General features: G+C 32.6%; 19 protein-coding genes, 1 pseudogene and 1 other annotated feature. Of the genes and pseudogenes, 15 read left to right on the forward strand and 5 right to left on the reverse strand.

Translation table 11 applies throughout. The annotated features are described in order from the left end of the window. Nucleotides 1-233 precede the first annotated feature (233 nt). Nucleotides 234-866: a type 1 glutamine amidotransferase family protein gene (locus ACW0JX_RS12360; protein ID WP_061660663.1), complete on the forward strand. Its 633-nt coding sequence runs from the start codon at nt 234-236 to the stop codon at nt 864-866. A gap of 125 nt (nt 867-991) precedes the next feature. Here the strand turns inward: ACW0JX_RS12360 and ACW0JX_RS12365 are convergent, their stop codons facing one another. Together ACW0JX_RS12365 and ACW0JX_RS12370 are read right to left on the reverse strand one after the other, a co-directional pair. Beyond that, nucleotides 992-1693, reverse strand: a complete 702-nt coding sequence (locus tag ACW0JX_RS12365) for a class I SAM-dependent methyltransferase (RefSeq protein WP_095690853.1) — start codon at nt 1691-1693, stop codon at nt 992-994. Next, nucleotides 1690-2592 (reverse strand): SMP-30/gluconolactonase/LRE family protein, encoded by a 903-nt coding sequence (locus tag ACW0JX_RS12370; protein WP_459245734.1) that lies wholly within the window; start codon nt 2590-2592, stop codon nt 1690-1692. The genes ACW0JX_RS12365 and ACW0JX_RS12370 overlap by 4 nt, the downstream gene beginning before the upstream one ends. 141 nt (nt 2593-2733) lie before the next feature. Between ACW0JX_RS12370 and ACW0JX_RS12375 the strand changes: the two genes are divergently transcribed. Continuing rightward, nucleotides 2734-2904: a DUF2197 domain-containing protein gene (locus ACW0JX_RS12375; RefSeq protein WP_000551042.1), complete on the forward strand. Its 171-nt coding sequence runs from the start codon at nt 2734-2736 to the stop codon at nt 2902-2904. A gap of 69 nt (nt 2905-2973) precedes the next feature. Beyond that, nucleotides 2974-3230 (forward strand) — a binding site (T-box leader). An 81-nt stretch (nt 3231-3311) separates the two neighbouring features. Then, on the forward strand, nt 3312-4865 hold the full coding sequence (gene lysS, locus ACW0JX_RS12380; protein ID WP_459245735.1) for a lysine--tRNA ligase: 1554 nt from the start codon (nt 3312-3314) through the stop codon (nt 4863-4865). A 59-nt stretch (nt 4866-4924) separates the two neighbouring features. Here the strand turns inward: lysS and ACW0JX_RS12385 are convergent, their stop codons facing one another. Next, nucleotides 4925-5353: a cell wall hydrolase gene (locus ACW0JX_RS12385; RefSeq protein ID WP_001128402.1), complete on the reverse strand. Its 429-nt coding sequence runs from the start codon at nt 5351-5353 to the stop codon at nt 4925-4927. Between the two features lie 150 nt (nt 5354-5503). On the opposite strand from ACW0JX_RS12385, the gene ACW0JX_RS12390 reads away from it, so the two are divergent. The 3 genes and pseudogenes from ACW0JX_RS12390 (at nt 5504) to ACW0JX_RS12400 (ending at nt 8233) form a co-directional block, all read left to right on the forward strand. Further along, entirely contained in the window at nt 5504-6418 is a 915-nt protein-coding gene (locus ACW0JX_RS12390) for an acetamidase/formamidase family protein (protein ID WP_459245736.1), read from the forward strand. Nucleotides 6419-6545: 127 nt separating this feature from the next. After that, nucleotides 6546-7253, forward strand: coding sequence for a response regulator transcription factor (locus ACW0JX_RS12395; protein ID WP_000238996.1), 708 nt, complete (start codon nt 6546-6548; stop codon nt 7251-7253). After that, nucleotides 7250-8233, forward strand: a pseudogene (locus tag ACW0JX_RS12400) (sensor histidine kinase). The gene ACW0JX_RS12395 and the pseudogene ACW0JX_RS12400 overlap by 4 nt, the downstream one beginning before the upstream one ends. 319 nt (nt 8234-8552) lie before the next feature. Here ACW0JX_RS12400 and ACW0JX_RS12405 read toward each other — a convergent pair. Further along, a complete protein-coding gene (locus ACW0JX_RS12405) occupies nt 8553-9179 on the reverse strand; it encodes a DUF6518 family protein (protein ID WP_459245737.1) in 627 nt (208 codons plus the stop codon). 557 nt (nt 9180-9736) lie between these two features. Here ACW0JX_RS12405 and abc-f point away from each other — a divergent pair. The 6 genes from abc-f to ACW0JX_RS12435 all read left to right on the forward strand — a co-directional run bounded on the left by abc-f (nt 9737) and on the right by ACW0JX_RS12435 (nt 16730). Then, nucleotides 9737-11365 (forward strand): ribosomal protection-like ABC-F family protein, encoded by a 1629-nt coding sequence (gene abc-f, locus ACW0JX_RS12410; protein WP_459245738.1) that lies wholly within the window; start codon nt 9737-9739, stop codon nt 11363-11365. Between the two features lie 20 nt (nt 11366-11385). Then, nucleotides 11386-11979, forward strand: coding sequence for a GNAT family N-acetyltransferase (locus tag ACW0JX_RS12415; RefSeq protein ID WP_089171081.1), 594 nt, complete (start codon nt 11386-11388; stop codon nt 11977-11979). A gap of 521 nt (nt 11980-12500) precedes the next feature. Continuing rightward, nucleotides 12501-12995 (forward strand): DUF3267 domain-containing protein, encoded by a 495-nt coding sequence (locus ACW0JX_RS12420; protein WP_459245786.1) that lies wholly within the window; start codon nt 12501-12503, stop codon nt 12993-12995. A gap of 316 nt (nt 12996-13311) precedes the next feature. Continuing rightward, complete coding sequence (locus ACW0JX_RS12425) at nt 13312-14082, forward strand: ABC transporter ATP-binding protein (RefSeq protein WP_053564410.1); 771 nt, start codon at nt 13312-13314, stop codon at nt 14080-14082. Continuing rightward, on the forward strand, nt 14057-15991 hold the full coding sequence (locus ACW0JX_RS12430; RefSeq protein WP_095690846.1) for an ABC transporter permease: 1935 nt from the start codon (nt 14057-14059) through the stop codon (nt 15989-15991). Before ACW0JX_RS12425 ends, ACW0JX_RS12430 begins: the two co-directional genes overlap by 26 nt. A 67-nt stretch (nt 15992-16058) precedes the next feature. Next, the gene (locus ACW0JX_RS12435; protein ID WP_459245739.1) at nt 16059-16730 is read left to right on the forward strand and encodes a lipoprotein BA_5634 family protein; all 672 of its coding nucleotides are present in this window, start codon (nt 16059-16061) and stop codon (nt 16728-16730) included. Between the two features lie 108 nt (nt 16731-16838). On the opposite strand, the gene ACW0JX_RS12440 is transcribed toward ACW0JX_RS12435, so the two are convergent. After that, the gene (locus ACW0JX_RS12440) at nt 16839-17180 is read right to left on the reverse strand and encodes a DUF3914 domain-containing protein (RefSeq protein ID WP_071730528.1); all 342 of its coding nucleotides are present in this window, start codon (nt 17178-17180) and stop codon (nt 16839-16841) included. 280 nt (nt 17181-17460) lie between these two features. Between ACW0JX_RS12440 and ACW0JX_RS12445 the strand changes: the two genes are divergently transcribed. The 3 genes from ACW0JX_RS12445 (at nt 17461) to pdxR (ending at nt 21353) form a co-directional block, all read left to right on the forward strand. After that, complete coding sequence (locus ACW0JX_RS12445) at nt 17461-18702, forward strand: esterase/lipase family protein (RefSeq protein ID WP_095690844.1); 1242 nt, start codon at nt 17461-17463, stop codon at nt 18700-18702. Nucleotides 18703-18789: 87 nt separating this feature from the next. Next, nucleotides 18790-19815, forward strand: a complete 1026-nt coding sequence (locus ACW0JX_RS12450) for a homoserine dehydrogenase (protein WP_459245740.1) — start codon at nt 18790-18792, stop codon at nt 19813-19815. 89 nt (nt 19816-19904) lie between these two features. After that, nucleotides 19905-21353 carry a MocR-like pyridoxine biosynthesis transcription factor PdxR gene (gene pdxR, locus ACW0JX_RS12455; RefSeq protein WP_459245741.1) on the forward strand — a complete coding sequence of 483 codons (1449 nt, stop codon included), beginning with the start codon at nt 19905-19907 and terminating at the stop codon, nt 21351-21353.

Here is a 21353-nt window from a genome sequence, read left to right on the forward strand (position 1 = left end):
TATATATTGATCATGCACAAATAAAAAGGACAAGCATATAGTATAAATACCTCTTAACTTTAAGTAACCTTAACTTTCGTTAATAGGGTATCTCAAAATCCCCGAAAAGAGCACTTGCGGAAACAAGTGCTCTTTTATTTGGAATTTTACACCATAAATATTGCATAAAATGTTAAACTGAAAAGAACACTCGTTTTAATTAAGAGTGTAGCATATGAATGGAGTGTTATTGAATGCAAACAAGAAAAGCCTATCTATATGTATTTGACACGATGTCTGATTGGGAGTACGGACATTTAATTGCTGAACTTAATACAGGAAGATATTTCAAAAAAGATGTAGCGCCTTTTAAAGTAGTAACAGTTGGAATAAATAGAGAAACGATTATTTCAATGGGAGGCTTGAATATAAAGCCGGATATTTCCCTAGATGAATGTATCCTTGAAAGTAACGATTTATTAATTTTACCTGGAGGGAATACTTGGAGTGAAGAAATACATAAACCTATTTTGAAAACAGTTGGTGAAGCTTTAAAACTTGGTACAATTGTAGCGGCAATTTGCGGTGCAACTATAGGTCTTGCAAATTACGGTTACTTGGATTCTATAAATCACACAAGTAATAGTTTAGAGTATATGAAAATGGTTTGTCCTACTTATAAAGGAGAAAATTTTTATGAAGTGGGACCTGTAGCGTCTAGTAGAAACCTTATTACTGCATCGGGTGTAGCGCCTCTAGAATTTGCCATGGAAGTACTTAAAAAATTAGATGTATTTGCGCCGGATACACTTCATTCATGGTATAAATTGAATGAGACTCATGAAGCAGAATATTTCTTCCAGTTAATGAATTCAATTAATAGCTGAGTAGTATGTCGAATGAAAATTATATTTTAAATGATGCGAAAACTAATAACAAAATAATTTTATGAAAATAAAAGGTAAGGGTATTCCTATGAATATATGAGGAAATATCCTTACTTTTTATAGTATTATTTCTGAATGACAAATGTAATGGCATTTGTTTTTAATCGAATGTGTCTTTCATTACGAACTATATTATAAGCTAATTCTTTTATTTCAACTTTTACTTCTTTCCATCCTTTATAAATACTTTTTAATAGGCGTATCATTTCTTCAGTTAGGAGATTAATTTCAATTAAAGCCTCTAATTCTTCATTCGTTTTTAAATCAATTTCTTGTATGTTAGAGTTAATAATTAAACAATTAATACCACCGTTTTTTGTACCTCTTTTTATAGATTGGAGCACGTTTTTTAAATCTTCTTCTGATTTAACATGCTCTAAACTTGATACTGCAACGATATAGTCATAAGTATTAGGTCTAATATGATAGTTTTCAATTGCTGCTTGTTCTGTTTTTATAACCTCGAATACGTCATGTTCTTTGCTATAAATTTGTAGCTTTGTTAAAGCGGAATTAAGTAAATCAACACATGTAACAGTTCCGCTAGCATTTTTAATCTTTTGTGCAATTGGAATGCTATTTCTACCGACGCCAGAGCCAAGGTCAAGTACTTGCAAGTTGTTTTGTCCGTCAAAGTGGTTCATCAAGTCCATAACCGTTTTAACTGGTTTGAAAAGCCAAGAGCCAGCTTCAAACAGTTTATATTGTTCATAGCAAAGGTCGTGATATTTCTTTTCTTCTTGTCTTATGTAATCGATACGGTTCACATTGTTTCAACTCCAATATTTTTATTGCAAAATTCATATGTAGGACAACCTTTTATATTTGTTTGAATTCGAAAAATACCACCAGCATGTGGATACTCTTTTAATTCGTCATCCGTCATTCTTGTTCTGGCTGTTGTAACATATAAATCAGTTAAGTTAGGCCCACCAAATGTACATGATGTTACATATAACGCAGGAATTGGAATACTTAATATTTGTTCTCCAGTAGAGGGATTCCATCTAGTTATTTTTGAACCTCCCCAATGTGCAATCCATAAACAACCTTCTTCGTCAATTGTCATACCATCAGGTAGACCATCATTTTCAGAGAAAATGATTACATCACTTGGATTATGAATGTCTCCAGTACGTATATTATATTGATAGCGAACCACTTTTTTAGTAGGTGTATCTATAAAGTAAAAGTATGTATGATCAGGTGACCAAGCGATTCCGTTTGAAGTATTTACGTGTGAAATTTTTTTCTCTACACTCAAATTATTATGTAAACAATATAAGGAACCTGCAGCATTCATACCGTATGTATCTGTAGTACCTGCCCAGAAACGACCAGCTGGATCACATTTTCCATCATTGAAACGATTTTCTATTAAATGAGGTTCGGGGTCAAAAATATGTGTCAGTTTTTCTGTATTTACATTAATAGAATAAAAGCCGTTTTCCATAGCTAAGAGTAGTACATCCTCTAAATATGGAACAACACAGCCGATTTGTTGATTGAGAGCGATTACTCGGTTCGTATTGGTAGTAGGATTATATATGCATAATTTTTTCTCCATAATATCAACCCAATATAAAAGTTGCTTTTTTTCATTCCAACATGGTCCTTCAGCTAAACTTGCTTTAACATTTAAAACTAAGTCTATATTACTGAACAAGATGTTCACCTCGCGTTATAAGATATTAATATAATTCGATAAGAATAGAGGTAAACCTTTTAGTCAGAGGATATTATGATTTGTGCTCTAGAAAACTAATCTTCTCAAGTGATTAAAAGGTTTATAAACACGGAGAGGAAAATGCATATGATGTTTTATGAGATTGTTTGCTTTTCTTGTAAGAATATATTTCGTGTTTACGAAGGTAGTGAAAAATATAAGCGATTTAAAGAGAAACCAAAAGGGGCATATTGTTGTGATGAGTGTAGCCACAAAATTCAATTAGAAGCGATAAAGAATTTTTTTAGATAATTTTACGATTTCGATTCGGAAAAGTTTGACAATAAAAGTGTTATAAATTATCATATTAAAAAACTAATATTTAAGGCATAGAAGAGAAGAGTAGTTAAGAAAGAATACGTACAGAGAGCTCTGGTAGCTGAGAAAGAGCGGTATACATCTTAATGAAAAAAGACTTGGAGCTGCGCAAGGAACTAATTTATTTAGGGATGGTGCGACGGGTTCTCCCGTTATAGAGATAGGGTATAAGCATATTTTGCCGTACCTGAAGAGGTTAATATGGTGACATATTAACAAACTGAGGTGGTACCGCGAAGCTAACAACTCTCGTCCTCAAGATGAATAATCTTGGGGGTGGGAGTTTTTTTGTTGCATAAAACTGGAAATGAGAAACAAAAAATAATTGAGGTGAGTAATATATGCATTGGGCGTATGAAGTAGCACATGAATTAATTAGGAAACATCCAAATAAAGAAATGTTTGTTTGTGCATCTGGAATTAGTCCGTCAGGTTCTGTTCATATTGGGAACTTTCGTGAAATCGTAACGACTTATTTCGTAGTAAGAGCACTTCAAGATTTAGGGAAAAAGACTCGTTTTATATTTTCGTGGGATGATTATGATAGGTTTAGAAAAGTTCCAAAAAATATTGATCCATCTTTTGCAAAGTATATTGGTATGCCATACTGTGATATTCCAGATCCGTATGGATGTCATAACTCGTATGCGGAGCATTTTGAAAAAGAGTTTGAAAAATCGCTTCAAGCATTTGGAATTGAAGTAGAATTTATTTATCAACATGATGAATATAGAAGAGGAAGGTATAACGAAAATATATTAGAGGCCTTGTATAAACGAAAAGAAATATATGATATTTTAATGGGTTTTAAAACTGGAGAGTGTAGTGAAGAAGAGCGAGAGAGCTTTTATCCAGCTACATTATATTGTGAGAGATGCGGAAAAGATACAACAACTATTACACATTTTGATGAAGTATTAAAAACAGTCCGGTATGAATGTGAATGCGGAAATGAAAAAGAGTTATCCGTATTAAATACAAATAAAATGAAACTAAACTGGAAAATCGATTGGCCGATGAGATGGATGATAGAGGATGTTATTTTTGAACCGGGCGGTAGAGATCATTCATCAGAAACGGGTAGTTATAATGTATCAAAAGAAATTGCAAGGAAAATATTCAATCGAGAAGCGCCTCATTACGTTGCTTACGATTTCATTGGTATTAAAGGGAATCATGAAAAAATGTCTAGTTCTTCAGGGAATAGTATTACACCAAGCGATATATTGAAAGTGTATATACCAGAAGTAATTCTCTTTATGTTTGCAAAATACAAACCAGGCGCTGCTTTTCATATTGGGTTGGATGAAGATGTGATTCGTAATTATACAGAGTATGAACGATTGAAAGATAGTTATGAAAATAAAACGCTCAAAAATGAAGATTTATTTAATGCAATTAAAATCTCTAAAGTTGATAGCGAGTTTAAAGAATATCCGAAATTTAATCAAGTAGCAGGAACGTTACCATTATTAAATTTTGATTCAACTATTTTACAGGAGATATTAAAGAAAATAGATAGGAGCTATGCATTAGATGAAATGAGAGCGATAAGTAATCGCGCAGAGTATTGGATAAGAAACTTTCAATCTGAAAAATTAATCGCGGTAAATGAGGAGAAAAATGCAGAGTTTTACTACACATTAGATGAAAGGCAGAAAGAATGGCTAGTAGAAGTTTGTAAAATACTTCGTTCTAATAAAGATTACTCTAACTTAATGGAGCAATTATATGCGATTTGTCATCATGAAAATAAAAAAATAATGAAAGAAAATCAAAAACAATTATTCACTATTATATATAAGCTCATTATGAATCAATCAAATGGTCCTCGTATACCATTATTAATACATGTAGTAGGCATAGAAAATTTCATCACACTATTAGATTTCTAAAACACAGTTAAAAGCAACGCAAGTACCAAAATTTCTAAGTACTTGCGTTGCAAATTTTACTATCGTGAATACATTTTCGGACATTCATCACCACTTGGTTCATAAAAACAATGGCTTTTAAACTGTCCTACAAATGGCTGATTATACCATTCAGGCGGACAAGCTCCAACTGGACGGAAATACCAAAGAGCCCATCGTGCAGGCCAGCGCCATTGACCTTGTAAAACTTTTCGTGCGATTTCTTTTTCTGATTCACGAGCGCGTTGATAAAAATATCCATATTGTACTGCTTCAAATCCGCCGGGGCTTTGATATACAGCGTCTCGTACGGTACGGAGTTGTTTAAAATCTAAGCAATCACAAAATACACGGTTTACTACAACGCATCCAACTAACTCCTCACCTTGGCGACCTTCGCCTTCAGCTTCAGCACGAATTAATCGAGCTAGTAAATCAACATCACTTTCGTTGTATGGAATAAGGGGCATAGTGATACCACCTTTCTGTTATAGTAAAGAGTGTATGTTATAAAACAATCTGCGTGCTTTTTTACATAAAAATAACATTTAATTTTAAGAGGAGCTTGTATAAAAAAAGCTAATTAGTAATAGTAGATAAATATAAAAGGGAGAGGTATTATGTATCGAATTCATAAAGACCATATCATTTACTCAATGTCACCAGAAAATAAGCCGTGTATGGAAGTAGAAATTGGGAGCAGTCTTGTATTTGAAACATATGATTGCTTTGAAAATCAAATCGATTCTGAAGATGTTGTGTTTCAAGAATTAGATTGGAACCGAATTAATCCAGCGACTGGACCTGTATATGTTAAAGGAGCAGAACCTGGCGATATATTAGTCGTAACGATTGAAAAAATTGAAATTGCAGAGCAGGGCGTTTTAACTACAGGTGCAAACCTTGGTGTAATGGGTGATGAGTTAAATGAAAATACAGTGAAAATTGTCCCAATACATAATGAATATGTTTTGTTTTCAAGTGAACTACAAATCCCGATTAATCCAATGATTGGGGTAATTGGTACTGCACCGAAAGAAGAGAGCATTTCATGTGGCACACCGCATGATCACGGCGGGAATATGGACTGTAAAGAAATTAAAGAAGGAACAACATTACTACTACCAGTTAATGTCCCAGGAGCACTATTAGCATTAGGTGATTTACACGCAGCAATGGGTGATGGTGAAATTGGTGTTAGTGGTGTAGAGGTTGCTGGTGAGGTAACGGTAACAGTTCAAACGATAAAAGGAAAACAATGGCCATTACCAATGGCTATTCAAAAAGAAAAAATGATGACGATTGCTTCAGAGAAATTGTTAGATGATGCAGCAAATCGTGCTGTACGTAATATGGTGACATTTTTATATGAAGAATTAGCAATGTCTAAAGCTGATGCAACGCTTTTATTATCGGCAGCAGGTAATTTAAAAGTTTGCCAAGTTGTGGATCCGCTGAAAACAGCGCGTATGGAACTAGGAATGGATTATGTGGAGAAACTAGGATTTATTTTTAGTAAATTTCATATTAAATAGATAAGGGACGAAAAAGGATACTTTTGTATAAAAGCATCCTTTTTTTAATTTACTGATTTTGTGAAAAGAGGTAGTATTTATTTTATATAAGTATATTTGAGATTGTGGATTAAAAAGGAGTTCAATAATGGTCAAAATTATGATTGTAGAAGACGATATGAAAATTGCAGAACTATTATCGACACATGTTGCGAAATATGGTTATCAAGGAGTTATTGTATCGGACTTTCAAAATGTATTAAACATTTTTTTAGAAGAACAACCAGAGTTAGTTTTATTAGATATTAATTTACCGAGTTTTGATGGGTACTTTTGGTGTCGTCAAATTCGCGGAGTTTCAACATGTCCGATACTATTCATTTCGGCCCGTGAAGGCACGATGGATCAAGTTATGGCGTTAGAAAACGGTGGCGATGATTTTATTCCGAAGCCTTTTCATTATGAAGTTGTAGTGGCGAAAATTCGTAGTCATTTAAGACGTGCATATGGAGATTATGCACCGAAACTAGAAGAGCGAATGATTGAGCAACAAGGTCTTTGTTTATATCCTGAAAGACTTGTATTGAAACTTAGAAATGACGAGATTGATATAACGAGAAACGAAGCTATTTTATTAGAGACATTAATGAAAAATTATCCGCGTGTTGTGAGTAGAGAAGTGTTACTTAATAAATTATGGGATAGTGAATCTTATGTTGATGATAATACATTAAGTGTAAATACAACACGTGTGCGTAAAAAGTTACAAACGTTACATATAGAAGGTGCGATTGAAACGATTCGTAGTGTTGGATATAGATTGCATATTACTTGGGATACTGGTATAGAAAAATGATAAGGTTGTTTATACGTGATCATATACCACTTATTTGCTTTACCATAATTCAACTACTAGCTATATTTCTCGTATATTGGTTTGATGGGCATAATCATATTACAACGGCGTTATATGCAATGTTTCTAGGTGTTTTCTTTATGGGAAGTTATTTAGTGTTTCGTTATTTTACACATCGTTCTTTTTATGAGCGCCTAGCAAACCCGATGCAATCTTTAGATGAATCTGTTCAAAAATCTGATTTTGCAGCTGTATCGGCTGCTCTTTAAGAACTACTTGAGGTGCAATATAGACATTATCAAAATCAGCTGCAAATGCAAGAGAGAAAAAATAATGACCATTTAACCTTTATGAATCAGTGGATTCATCAAATGAAAACACCTTTATCTGTAATAGAATTAATTACACAGGATGAAGTAGATTCACGTTTTGAAAGTATAAATGAGGAAACTGATCGATTAAAAAAGGGATTAGAAATGGCTCTGTATGTCGCACGTTTAGAAGCGTTTACACAAGACTTTTATGTAGAAAGGGTACAACTACATAAAATAGTGAATGATTCGGTACATGAACATAAACGATTCTTTATCCGGAATTTTGTATATCCAGAGCTTGAAATTGATAAGGACATTACTGTAGAAAGTGATGTGAAATGGTTACAATTTTTAATCGGACAAATACTATCGAATGCGATTAAGTATTCATCAGGTAGTAGAGAAAAGATTAAAGTGAAAGCTTGTAAGGAAGATAATACCGTTATACTTGAAATTGCTGATAATGGCGTAGGTATACCGAAGCAAGATTTACCAAGAGTATTCAAACCTTTCTTTACAGGAGAAAACGGTAGAGATTTTAAAGAATCAACAGGAATGGGGCTATATCTTGTATATGAAATTACAAAACAATTAGGGCATCGTGTAGAGATTCATTCAGAAGTTGGTAAAGGTACCGTTGTACGAATTAAATTTTTTAATGTGTAGATAATTGATCTAGGCTAAAGAACTTTGGAGATAAGTTTTTTTAGCCTTATTTTATAGCAATTATATGAAATAGTAAAAGGTCATCTTAGTATGTATAATGACACGTTAATAAATACGGGTGTTAAATTAGAAGGATTTAATAATAAATTGATAAATAGATTTTGTAAGAAAAAAGCTACCCCTTTGAAAGAGGTAGCTGTATGTATCCATCCTATGAATAAGTGTATTAACATGAATAAGTATAATGTTCAAATTCGTGATATTTTTTGTGGATTATAATAGAATTAGTCTTTTATTTTTTCATGATACAGTATTGTAATTAAACAAACAAACTTAATAATTTATATCCAATTAACCCTAAAATAGTGATAGGAACCATCATTAAGAAAGAAGAAATTCGATTAGCATTAGAGCGTTCTAATACAAGAATCAAGATAATCCCGACTATGACTTCGGTATATCCAACAGGTAACATGTGACTATAGTGTTCAAAATTTAAAAGAATGTGAAGTCCATCCGTTACAAAAACTCCACTTAAAAGTGCGCTTCCGAATTTATGAAGTGGAGTTGTAGTATCTTTCCATAGAAAACCTGCAATTCCAAAGATAGTTCCTCCTATACATGCACATACAATCCATACAGATATAAAATAAATAGAGTGAGCTACATTTTTAATAACTATTGCATAACCATAGTAGCCTAATACCATACCGAGTAGTGCAAGGAGACCAGAAAGTATAGCTGAACGCTTAGAATAACTAAAGCTAGCCACAAAAAAGGATGGAACTAACCAAACGCTTCCTAGATTAGTTAATGAATTCCAGTGTCCAGGAAGTATACTTTGCCCCAATTTAGTTAGTATACCAACAATAATCCCTACTATAATCGGGATGAGAAAAATCCTTAAAAACATATTTAACTTTGTGATTTTTAATGTCCTGTCCATAAATTCAATCCTTACATTATTATTTTCTGTAAAGATATAATAGCTTATCACAAGGGAATAATCAATAAAAATTTATCGAAAAACAATAAGTGGTTATTGGATAACGAATAACATTTTGTTTTTATATAAAATTTATATAAGAGAGAGTGCTTAGAAGTTTACTACTGGGGAAACCTAAAGGACGTATTACAATCAATGTAATTTGTGCTTGTTCAATATGAAGCTAAGAAATGATAAATAAGCCTAAAAGAAAGCGATCTTTTTAACAGCACAAATAATTGCATTTACTCATACAGTACTAGTATGGTACAATATGGTTATTAATGACGGAAAGGAATGATGGGTGGACGATGATTAACTAATCTTATTTTTAAATGTTGAAATGAAATAAATTTCAATTTATAAAAATTAGGATTAGTCTGCCCAATTCCAAACAACGGTATTGCTATTTGATTTGCGTAATAGCTTATTTGGGTATAAATAATGTAACGACTAATCCTGCCAAAATTACTTTGGGAGGATTTTTTTGTTCTCCCTTAATGAAAGGGATCGGTAATATGAAAGAAATTTTAAAATTAAATGATGTTTACGTTGAAATAATGGAAAATACTTTGTTAGAAAAAATGAATGTAGCAGTGAAACAAGGGGATGTTATCGGATTAATTGGTAAAAATGGTGCTGGTAAATCAACGTTACTTCAATTAATAAATGGAAAGATTGAGCCTTCAAAAGGGATTGTTGAATGGCAGCAAATGAATATGAAAACCGCATATGTTGAGCAAGAAATAGAATCTTTTATTAGTAATGATGTGATTTCGCAAGAAGCAGAACTTCTTGCGAAATGGGGCGTGCCAACGAACGATTTTCATACTTTAAGTGGTGGTGAAAAGCTGAAAATTCGATTAGCAAAAGGATTTGCCGAAAATCCTAATGTCTTAATATTAGACGAACCGACAAATCATTTAGATGAGATCAGTACGGGATTTCTCATTAAACAAATAAAAAAGATGAAAGGTACTGTTATTGTTGTATCGCATGACCGATATTTTTTAGATGTTGTCGCAACAAAAATATGGTCAATTGAGGACAAAAAATTAATTGAGCATAGTGGTAATTATACGAGCTACATGAAAGTACGTGAGCAAAGAAGGAAGTCGCAGCAGCGTGAATATGAAAAGCAGCAAAAAAAGATAGAACAAGTAGAAACACATATAAAAGAATTGAGTTCATGGTCACAAAAGGCACATGCGCAGTCTACAAAACAAGAAGGTGTGAAAGAATTCTATCGTGTAAAAGCGAAGCGAATGGATGCGCAAGTGAAGTCAAAACGAAAACGACTCGAAAAAGAGCTGGAGAAAACGAAAGTAGAACGTGTGAAAGAAGAATATTCAGTTGAGTTTTCTATTCAAGCGAACAAAAAAGTAGGAAAACGCTTTTTAGAAGTGAAGCAATTAAAAAAAGACTTTCATGGGAAAGTATTATTTGAAAACGTTAATTTTACAATTCAGCACGGTGAGAAAGTTGCGATTGTTGGACCAAACGGTAGTGGGAAAACAACATTACTGAAGATGATTATGGGAAACGAAACTGCAGAAGGAGAAATATGGATTTCACCTTCTGCAAATATCGGCTATTTAACACAAGAAGTTTTTGATTTACCGCTTGATAAAACACCAGAAAATTTATTTTTTAAAGAGACGTTTGAAGAAAGAGGAAAAGTCCAAAATTTAATGAAACATTTAGGATTCCAAGCGTCTCAATGGAAAGAGCCGATTGAGCATATGAGTATGGGAGAAAGAGTAAAATGTAAGCTAATGGCTTATATTTTAGATGAAAAAGATGTACTCATTTTAGACGAACCGACGAATCACTTGGATCTACCTTCACGTGAACAACTTGAAAATACATTAGCTGAGTATAACGGAACATTAGTAATTGTATCTCACGATCGATATTTTCTGGAGAAAACAACTAACACAAAACTCGTGTTTTCAAACAATACGATACAAAAGCAGCTAGAAGAATCTACTAAAACAAGAGATGATATTGAAGAGCTACGTTTAACGTTAGAAACAGAGAGACAAGAAGTATTAGGAAAATTAAGCTTTTTAACTTCTAACGACAAAGAATATAAAGAACTTGATGAACGATTTATAGAACTTACGAAGCAGATTAAGGCGCTATAACGTAAGTAAGGGGGATTAATATGGGAGAAGAGAGTTTGACTAAGTTATTTAGAATAGATTGTGGAGATATATACTTGCAAGAGTTTATGGTCAAAGATGCAGAGAGTATTTATAAAATAGCAAATCAACCGGAAATAGAAAAGTTTTTACCAGACTGGAAATCAACAAAAGAACAAAGGATGGATTGGATTGCAAATTATGAAATACCAGCAAATAAAGTATTTCTTGAGGCAGTGAAAACTACGAATAACATAGATAATCGTATGTTAAAGCTAGGAATATTTAAGAAAGCTACAAATGAATGCATTGGATGGTGCTGCACAGGCATGAAAGAAGAACTTCCTTCACCAAACAGAGAGATAATGTATGCTATCTCAAATGAACATCAAAATCATGGCTATGCTACAAAAGCGACTAAAGGTTTAATTGACTATTTGTTTAAAGAAACAAATTTAAATGTCCTCAACGCAATTGCTTTAATTAACAATGTACCATCAAATAAAGTTATTAAAAAATGCAGGTTTACTTATTTGAGTGAACAGAAGATAGAAGATCAAATATATAATCATTATGTATTGAGTAAATCTGAATGGATAAAAAATATTTCTCTGTAAAAGGAATTAAAACGAAATCATAAAAAAGCTTAGAGCTAAAACTCTAAGCTTTTTTATATTCATTTTATCCCGCATTACCGGGCAGTAAAACCCCCACTGATTAAAGTTTCACTTTATACCTGCTAACATATGAAAGGTACAATTGTAATGACTTCTTGATGGAATTGCTTTTCAACAAAATAGGGAAATCAAGCTGTACAGGGGATAATCAGTTGAAAAATCATTCATGAAAAAGGGTGTTGGAAGATTTTGTCGAATTTATGTATCAATGATAATACAAATTTCTTACTCAAATCATTCTACAGATGAATTACTTGAAAAATGGAAGGGAAAAGAGAAGTGGGCGGTATAAAGAAGCATTTAGTCTTAGTCAACAAAAATTGCTGGTAAGTCTATTAAAGAGCTACATATAAAACTTACGGTTGAGTGCTAGTAGATTAAATCTTTAAGCCAGGAATTAGTTTAAATGAGGGAGGGGAACACATATTATAATTTGGTTTCGTCACTTGCCACAAATAAGTATGGATTTTTCAGAATGGACTCCTTTTATACAGAATAATTGGTACCGAAAACATTATATGAAGTTTGTATATATACTCCAGATAATTATTTTTCTAATACCTTATTTCTTTGAAACAGGTTTCACTCATATTAATATATTTTATCTTATCATAATAGGTATCTTAGTCTTCATCATTCACGAATGTCTACACATTTTAGTAATAAGTAAAAAAGGGGATATTAGCTTAACATTTAGTAAAAGATTTTTTTGGTTAAATACAAATGCAATCTTATCTAAAACGAGATTTTGGGTCTTGATGAGCTTGCCTATTATTGTATTATCAGTAGTTCCTGCCATGATGTCATTCTTTGTATCAGGAAATATTAAATCAATTTTATTATTTATATGTTGGATAAACACATTCATTTCCGCCTCAGATATTTACAATTCGTTTTTGATTGCAATGAAACCGAAGCGCTCATTTTTTTGCAGAGGTTATTATAAAGTGAAATAGTATTTAATAGGTAACTCAAATATGCTTCAACTACATACAACAGTTAAAATATAATATTTGAAAGTAAAAAGACCGATAAAAAAATCGGTCTTTTCATATTAATAAAATAAAGATTAGAAAATAGCATTGTAATTCAAACCAATATGCAAATATTATAAGATAGATATACTTTGTTTATAGATTGAAAATAGCTTTGTTATCAGTTTTTTCAGAAATCTTACAAGCGTGTAAGATAAATGAAAGATGAATCAATATGAGCTGTAAGACAATTCATTTACACTCTATAGTGAGCAGTGGAAATGAAGGGAGAATATAAATGGAAATTTTGCAGGCAAATAGTATTAGTAAAGTATATAAAGGGAAAGTACCTTATAAAGCATTAGTAGATATTGATTTATCAATTCAAGAAGGTGAATTTGTAGGAATTATGGGCCCGTCAGGTAGTGGGAAAACAACGTTATTAAATATGGTATCTACTATTGATTCTCCATCATCGGGAGAAATATTTATTAATGGCACAAATCCTTTTCAATTATCATCAGAAGAATTAGCGTTATTCCGCAGAAAACAATTAGGATTTGTATTTCAATCATTTAATCTTCTTAGCACACTTACTGTAAAAGAAAACATCGTATTGCCGATGACTTTAGATGGTGTTTCCGTCCGAGAAATGAATAAACGAGTGGAAGAGATTGCAGAGAAGTTAAACATTACTGATATATTGAGTAAAAGAACGTTTGAAATATCAGGGGGACAAGCTCAAAGAACAGCAATCGCTCGCGCAATCGTTCATAAGCCGCAATTATTACTTGCAGATGAACCTACAGGGAATTTAGACTCTAAATCTTCAAATGATGTAATGGAGATGCTTGATACTCTAAATAAAGAAGAAAAAGCTACGATGATGTTAGTTACTCATGATCCGTATGCAGCGAGTTTTTGCAGCCGAGTAATCTTTATTAAAGATGGTCAACTATATAACGAAATTTATTGCGGTGAAAGCAGGCAAGCGTTTTATCAAAAGATTATGGATGTCCTTTCTTTGTTAGGAGGGAAAAGGCATGACTTTTCGTCAGTTCGCATTTAATAATATTTTTCGTAATAAGCGTACATATGCAGGTCATTTTTTAAGTAGTGCATTTTCAATTATGATTTTCTTTACGTATGCACTTTTATTATTTCATCCCGATCTACAAGGGGAGTTGAAATCGACAAGTACAACAATCAGTGCATTTGGTACATTAGGATTTAAAGTTTCACAAGGGTTGATATTTGTATTTTCATTTTTCTTCATTCTATATTCAGTTAGTTCATTTTTAAAAACGCGTAAGAAAGAATTTGGCATTTTAATGATGCAAGGTATGTCAATGAGACAGCTTAAGAAGTTATTGTTAATTGAAAATATGTTAATTGGAATTGGTTCAATTTGTATAGGTATTCTTATTGGACTCATTTTTTCTAAACTAGTTTTATTAATAAGCGCCAGTGTATTAATGATTAGCAATGGATTACCTTTTTATATACCAGTACAGGCTGTATTATTAACAGTCATTACATTTCTGTTCTTATTTTTAATTGTTTCGCTAGTAACATTTAAAATGATAAAAGTTACAGAGCTTGTGGAACTGATTCAAGCAGGGGAAAAGCCAAAACCTGAACCAAAATCGTCAATTTTATTATCAATTTTTTCTTTATTTAGTATAGGGTATGGCTATATTTTAGTATTTCGCTTTATCCCAAATCATAGTTTTATTGTGCTCGGAATAGGAGTGTTTCTGGTAATTATTGGAACGTACTTTTTATATACACAGTGTAGCGTGTATATATTGCATCTTGCAAAAAGGAGAGAAAATTTCTTTTTAAAGAGAACGAATATATTAACATTTTCAGAATTAATTTATCGTATGAAGGATAATGCAACGATGTTTTTTATAGTATCTATTATTTCAGCAGTTGCTTTTACAGCAATTGGCACGACAGCTGCTCTTGGAAATAAAGATTTAGTAAGGATGACGAATCCGTATACATTACTATACATGGCTCCTGAAAACAACAAAATAGCGGATAAACATCTCTCTATTATAAAAAACCATCTGGCTGATGCTAATATTCCGTATCGAATGGCTTCATCTTCATATATATATACAGAAAGTAATGTATATGTAATGAAATTAAGTGAATATAACGAACTTGCGAGAGCGCTAGGGTATCAACAAGAAACGATTGAAAAAGAAGATGAAATGTTATTAATTCCTGGAATGGTATCACAAAAACAAGAATTTAAAAATGGTGATTATAAGAAGAATATTGAAGTCATTCAAGGCGATTGGACAAAGACATTTCATGTAAAAAAAACTGTCGATAATTTAGTTTTACCTCATGATACGGAAGGAATATATATTGCTATTCAAGATCATGTATATGATGGAATTCCACTGAATAGTGGTCCAGATAATGAAGATATTATTCAATATCGTACTTACGGATTTGTTGTAGATGATTGGATAAAAACGAAACAGGTTTCAAACCAATTAAATAATATATTTAATCAAGATCCTAGAGATATACATTTTGAATTTAGAGCTCTAACTATAGAGTTGTTAAGTGCAAAACAAACGAATGGATTATTACTTATGGCTAGTGTTTTAGTCGGAATTGTTTTCTTCACATTTGCTGCTAGTTTTATTTATTTTCGATTATATACTGATTTGGACCGCGATCAACAGCAGTATAAAATGATTTCGAAAATGGGGTTAAGTAAACGGGAGTTAAAGAAAGTCGTAACGAGACAGTTATTATTAATGTTTTTCTTACCGATTGTCGTTGCAGTAATACATACTGTAGTCGCTTATATGGCATTACAACAATTAGTCGATTTTTCTATTCTAAATAGCTCTATCGTCATTTTAATTTCATTTATGTGTATACAAGTTTTATATTTCTTTATAACTCGTTGGCGTTATTTACAAAAGCTTTATAAAACGATGGAACAGTAGAGAATATGAGCAAGTATGCTTGCAGAAAAGCATGTATAAACCAATTTGAGTTATGAAAGGAACTGTGATGAAAAAACAATTATCTATTTTCATATTAAGTATATTATTGTTATTAAGTGTAGGTGCATGCTCTAAAAATGAAAACAGATTTCCAGCTAACGGTGTATTAATCATTGGAGATGAGAATCATACTGGAGCAATTATGAATCGTTATAAGGAAAACACGAAAGAACAGGAAGGTTTTGCAGTGAAAACAGGTAGATTCGACCAAAAAAGGGTTCTGATAATAAATGAATCTACTGCACAAGAGATGATGAATGCAAAGATTTTTCGTAAACGTGATCAATCATCCCTTTCTAAAACGTTAGATACGTTGCCGGATTTTCCAAAAGAAAGTTCCCTATTATTTATAAATGAAGAAGAAAAGAATATAAAAATTATTGATATAGAAGGAAGCAAGATACCTGTTACATATGGTAATGATGCTTGGCTTGGCAATAAACGTGACTATGGAGCACTATGGTATATTATTGTGGCGAGAAATAGTGTGTATAAAGAAATAAGGGCAACTGAAACGAATATGCAACTTCTACACTTGAAAAAGTCATTAGGTGATGAAAACCCTAAAATATCGACAGATAATACGTTGATTAATGAAAAAGTAAAAGTAAGAAAGTTAATTGAAGGTTTTAAAGGGGAAGGATCAGTTCAGTTTGTAACGATTGGAGGCAAATCTTAAAAAAGAGTTCAAAGTTGATAATGGTTCTATCAACTTTGAACTCTTTTTAGTTTATCCCACTATTTGTGAGGAGTGGTGCTTGTCTTATAAAACATTCATATAACAAGATTACATTACTTCATTTAATCGAGTATCACTCGTTTCCTCAATCCCATTTGAATTTTGAACTGAATTATTTTGGGCTTCTTTTTCTTTACGAGCCTTTTGTAGCATTTCAAGGATGATCCATAAAGGAACGCCTTTATCCTTTAACATCTTCCATAAATCTAATTCATTAAATTTATGCTCAGGCTGTTTCATTTCTTTTTCAGATGAACGAATATCAAACTTGATAGGATCATTTACTTTCGTACTTTCAAGTTTAGTAGAAGAGATAGTATTATGCTCAAGAGTAGATGGAGTTATTTTAGTAGGTTGAGATAATGTATGAATATTTGTTCCGATTTGCATGCTTTTTCCTCCTTTTTGAAGCAATGAGATTAGTTTTCTTATGGTTTTTAAATTTTTTTAACATGAGGAAACTATATCTAATTATAAATTCAAATAAACAGATTTACAAGTTATATTGTAAAAAGTAAATGTTCACTTGAATTAATATTTATCAACATTTGTATATGTTTTCTATATATACAACGTATATAAAATACTTTACATTATGTTTAAGTTGTTAAAGTATTCTGTTAAATTTTTAAAAAAGAAAAATGTAAACGTTTTATTAGGGGGAGAAAGTATGGGGAAGTTATTTTTAAAAATATGTTTTTTCGCATTAGTGACCGTATGTTCATTCGCAGCGAAAATATCATACGCTGAAGAAAGGCAACAAAATAATTATCCTATCATATTGGTGAATGGATTTGCTGGATGGGGTAGGGAAGAAATGCTGGGCGTAAAATATTGGGGTGGTGTTCATGATATACAGGAAGATTTGAAACGAAATGGTTATATGGTACATACCGCAGCTGTTGGACCTGTTTCTAGTAACTGGGATCGTGCATGTGAATTGTATGCACAAATTAACGGTGGGACAGTAGACTATGGTGCCGTACATGCTGAGAAACATGGACATAATCGTTTTGGCAGAACTTATAGTGGTTTTGCACCGAATTGGACTGAAACAAATAAAGTTCATTTAGTTGGACATAGCATGGGTGGACAAACGATTAGAACATTAGTACAGCTATTAAAAGAAGGTAGTTTTGAAGAAAAGAATTATGTGAAAAATCACCCAAACACCAAAATATCACCACTATTTGAAGGCGGAAAATCATATGTTCATAGTGTTACAACATTAGCAACCCCTCACAACGGTACAACACTTGCGGATGGGAGTCTTCTGCTACCGTTCGTTAAAGATTTACTCATTACAACTGCAAGCTTCGGAGGAAACAATAATTTATCGTTATATGATTTCAAATTGGATCAATGGGGGATAAAGAAGAATGCTGGAGAGTCCTTTTTCCAATATAGTAATCGTATTCTAAATAGTTCACTTTGGAAAAATACAAAAGATATAAGTCAATGGGATTTAAGTACAGATGGTGCAAAGGAGTTAAATAATTGGGTAAAGACGCAACCGGATGTGTATTACTTATCTTATAGTGGACATGCATCACAAGCAGCACCTATAACAGGTTTACATTTACCGCATATAACGATGAATAAAGTGTTAATGGGGAATGCATTTTTCTTAGGTTCCTATGCGAGATATGAAGAAAACCGTCCATTAATCGATACTTCTTGGTGGCAAAATGATGGTGTAGTAAATACAAATTCTATGATTGCACCAACTTCTAATGTTGCTGTAAATAATAATGAGTCATTACAGATTGGAAAATGGAATCATATCGAAACGAAAGCGAATTGGGACCATCTCGACATGGTAGGGTTAAGTGTTTCAGACTCGTTAGGTTTTTCTAGCATTCAAGAGTTTTATAGAACAATTGCTGAAAAGCTATCACGTTTACCGAAATAGGTAATAATAAAGCGCTCTCGATGGAATTCGAGAGCGCTTTATATTATATTGAAAGAGGGATTTGGTAGAAAAATATGGGGGGATATTATGAAAATTCAAGTTGTATTATCAGGATACGGAACAGTAGGCAGAGAGTTTATAAAATTATTAAATGAAAAATATTCATATATATATGAAACATATGGGATTCAATTAGTTGTAAGTGGCGTATTAGGGAGAAATATTGCAATACATAATGAAGAAGGCTTATCTCTTCATCATTTATTAATGTATGGTGCCGGTACCGCTGCAATTGAAAAATATTTAGAGTATCATCCGAAGGAACGTGCAACAACTAGCATAAGTGGTACTGTATTGGTAGAATCAACGGTTACAAATCTTAAAGATGGAAATCCAGGGAAACAATATATGAAACAAGCGATTGAGAAACAGATGGATATAGTAGCAATTTCTAAAGGTGCGCTCGTTACAAACTGGAGAGAAATAAATGAAGCAGCAAGGGGCGCAAATGTACGAATTCGATATAGCGGTGCAACAGCCGCTGCGCTACCGACACTAGATATTGGACAATTTAGTTTATCCGGTTGCAGTATTGATAAAATAGAAGGAATATTAAATGGAACAACTAATTATATTCTTACGAAAATGTATGAGGAAGATATGACATTTGAAGAAGCGCTGAAAGAAGCACAAAATAAAGGGATTGCTGAGACAAACCCTTTATTAGATATAAGTGGTTCAGATAGTGCGTGTAAATTGTTACTTTTGACTAACAGCTTAATGGAAACAAAGAAAACACTTACTGATATACATATAAAAGGAATTGAGCACGTTACAAAACAGCAAATACAAAATGCTAAGAAACAACATAAAATTATTAAATTAATAGCATCAATATATAAGGATGAGGGTGGCAATGTGAATTTAAATGTTGAACCGTGCGAAATAGAAAAAGATCATCCGTTAGCAAAAGTAAATGGGACCGAAAAAGGAATTACGTTCTTTACAGATACGATGGGGCAAGTTACTACAATTGGCGGGGCTTCTAATCCACGAGGCGCTGCAGCTGCAGCTTTAAAAGATGTAATTAACTTATATCGAAAAGATTTGTAAGACCGTACCGCCCTTTATAAAAAATACATATGTCGTGGACCTTTTGAGAATGAAATAAATATGCAAAAATGATTGCAGGGGGTAAGGAATTGTTTAAGGATTTTAAAGTTGTTAAAGATCGTCCCGTTTATATTCAATTAAAAGAATATTTGAAAAAGATGATTATGAAAGGGCATTTGCTCGGGGATCAAAAAATCCCATCAACAAGGGAACTAAGTGAATTACTAAGTGTGAGTAGAAACACTGTACTCGCTGCTTATGCAGATTTAGAGCAAGAAGGACTCATTTATGCAGTTAAAGGAAAAGGGAACTTTGTTGCGAAGGTGGATATATCTAACACTTCGTCTGTTGAAATAGATTGGAAAAATAAACTTAATACAGTGACCGCATTAGCGGACGAATTAGATTTAATGAAACATGGTGTTCGTTGGGAAAAGGGAATGATTGTTTTTAATAGTATAGCCCCGGATGAGAAGCTATTTGATGTTGAAAATTTCAAAAGAGCTTTTCTTACTCGTATGTCCATTGAAGGGGACATCGTATTGAACTACGGATATGCAAAGGGATATAGACCGTTAATGAATTATTTACTTCATTACATGGAAATGAAAGGTGTAGACATTTCGAATAAAGATATTCTAATTACAAATGGATTTACAGAAGGATTGGATATTGTACTCTCTTCTTTATCAAAAAAATCCGGTCGTGTCATTTGTGAGAATCCAACTCACCATGCTGCACTTAAGCTTTTCCGTTTACATGGACTTGAAGTTCATGGGATTGATATGCATGAGGATGGTATTGATACGAATGAAGTTGAAAAAAGTTTGCGTGAAAAAGATTTTGATTTTGCTTATTTAATTCCTTCTTATCATAATCCAACCGGTATTGTTACGAGTTCAGAGAAAAGAACGGAATTGATGAGGTTATTCTCAAAATACAAGGTTCCTATTATAGAGGACGGATTTAATGAAGAATTACGTTATTCAGGTTCACATTTAGCTCCATTATTAACTTTTGCGGGAGCTGGCAATAATGTGATTTATATTAGTAGCTTTTCAAAGGTGCTTTTCCCTGGTTTACGTGTAGGCTGGATTATTGCAGATAAAGAGCTGATTCATTATTTAGAAAGCGTAAAAAGAGCAAGAACGATTCACACATCTACGCTAGATCAAGCTGTTCTGTTTCAATATTTACATGAGGGATATTTTGAAAAATATTTAAAAAAGGCAAGATCTGTTTATAAGAAAAAATATGAGTTAGCTGTCGGGGCATGTAACCAGTACATTCCTTTTAAAAGAATGACTGGAGATGGTGGACTTCATTTATTTATAGAGCTAGAAGAGCATATGAATGCCCGCACACTTTTACAAAAGTGTTATGAGAAAGGCGTTACGTTTTCACCTGGAGATGTTTTTTACTCTGATGGAGAAGGAGCAAACACTTTCCGATTAGGGTTTTCGCGCTTGAAAGAAGAAGAAATAGTTCGGGGAATTAAAATAATTGGTGATACATTAAAAAATGAAATTTGGAGTTGA

This window comes from Bacillus sp. C-3-6 (assembly GCF_054509685.1).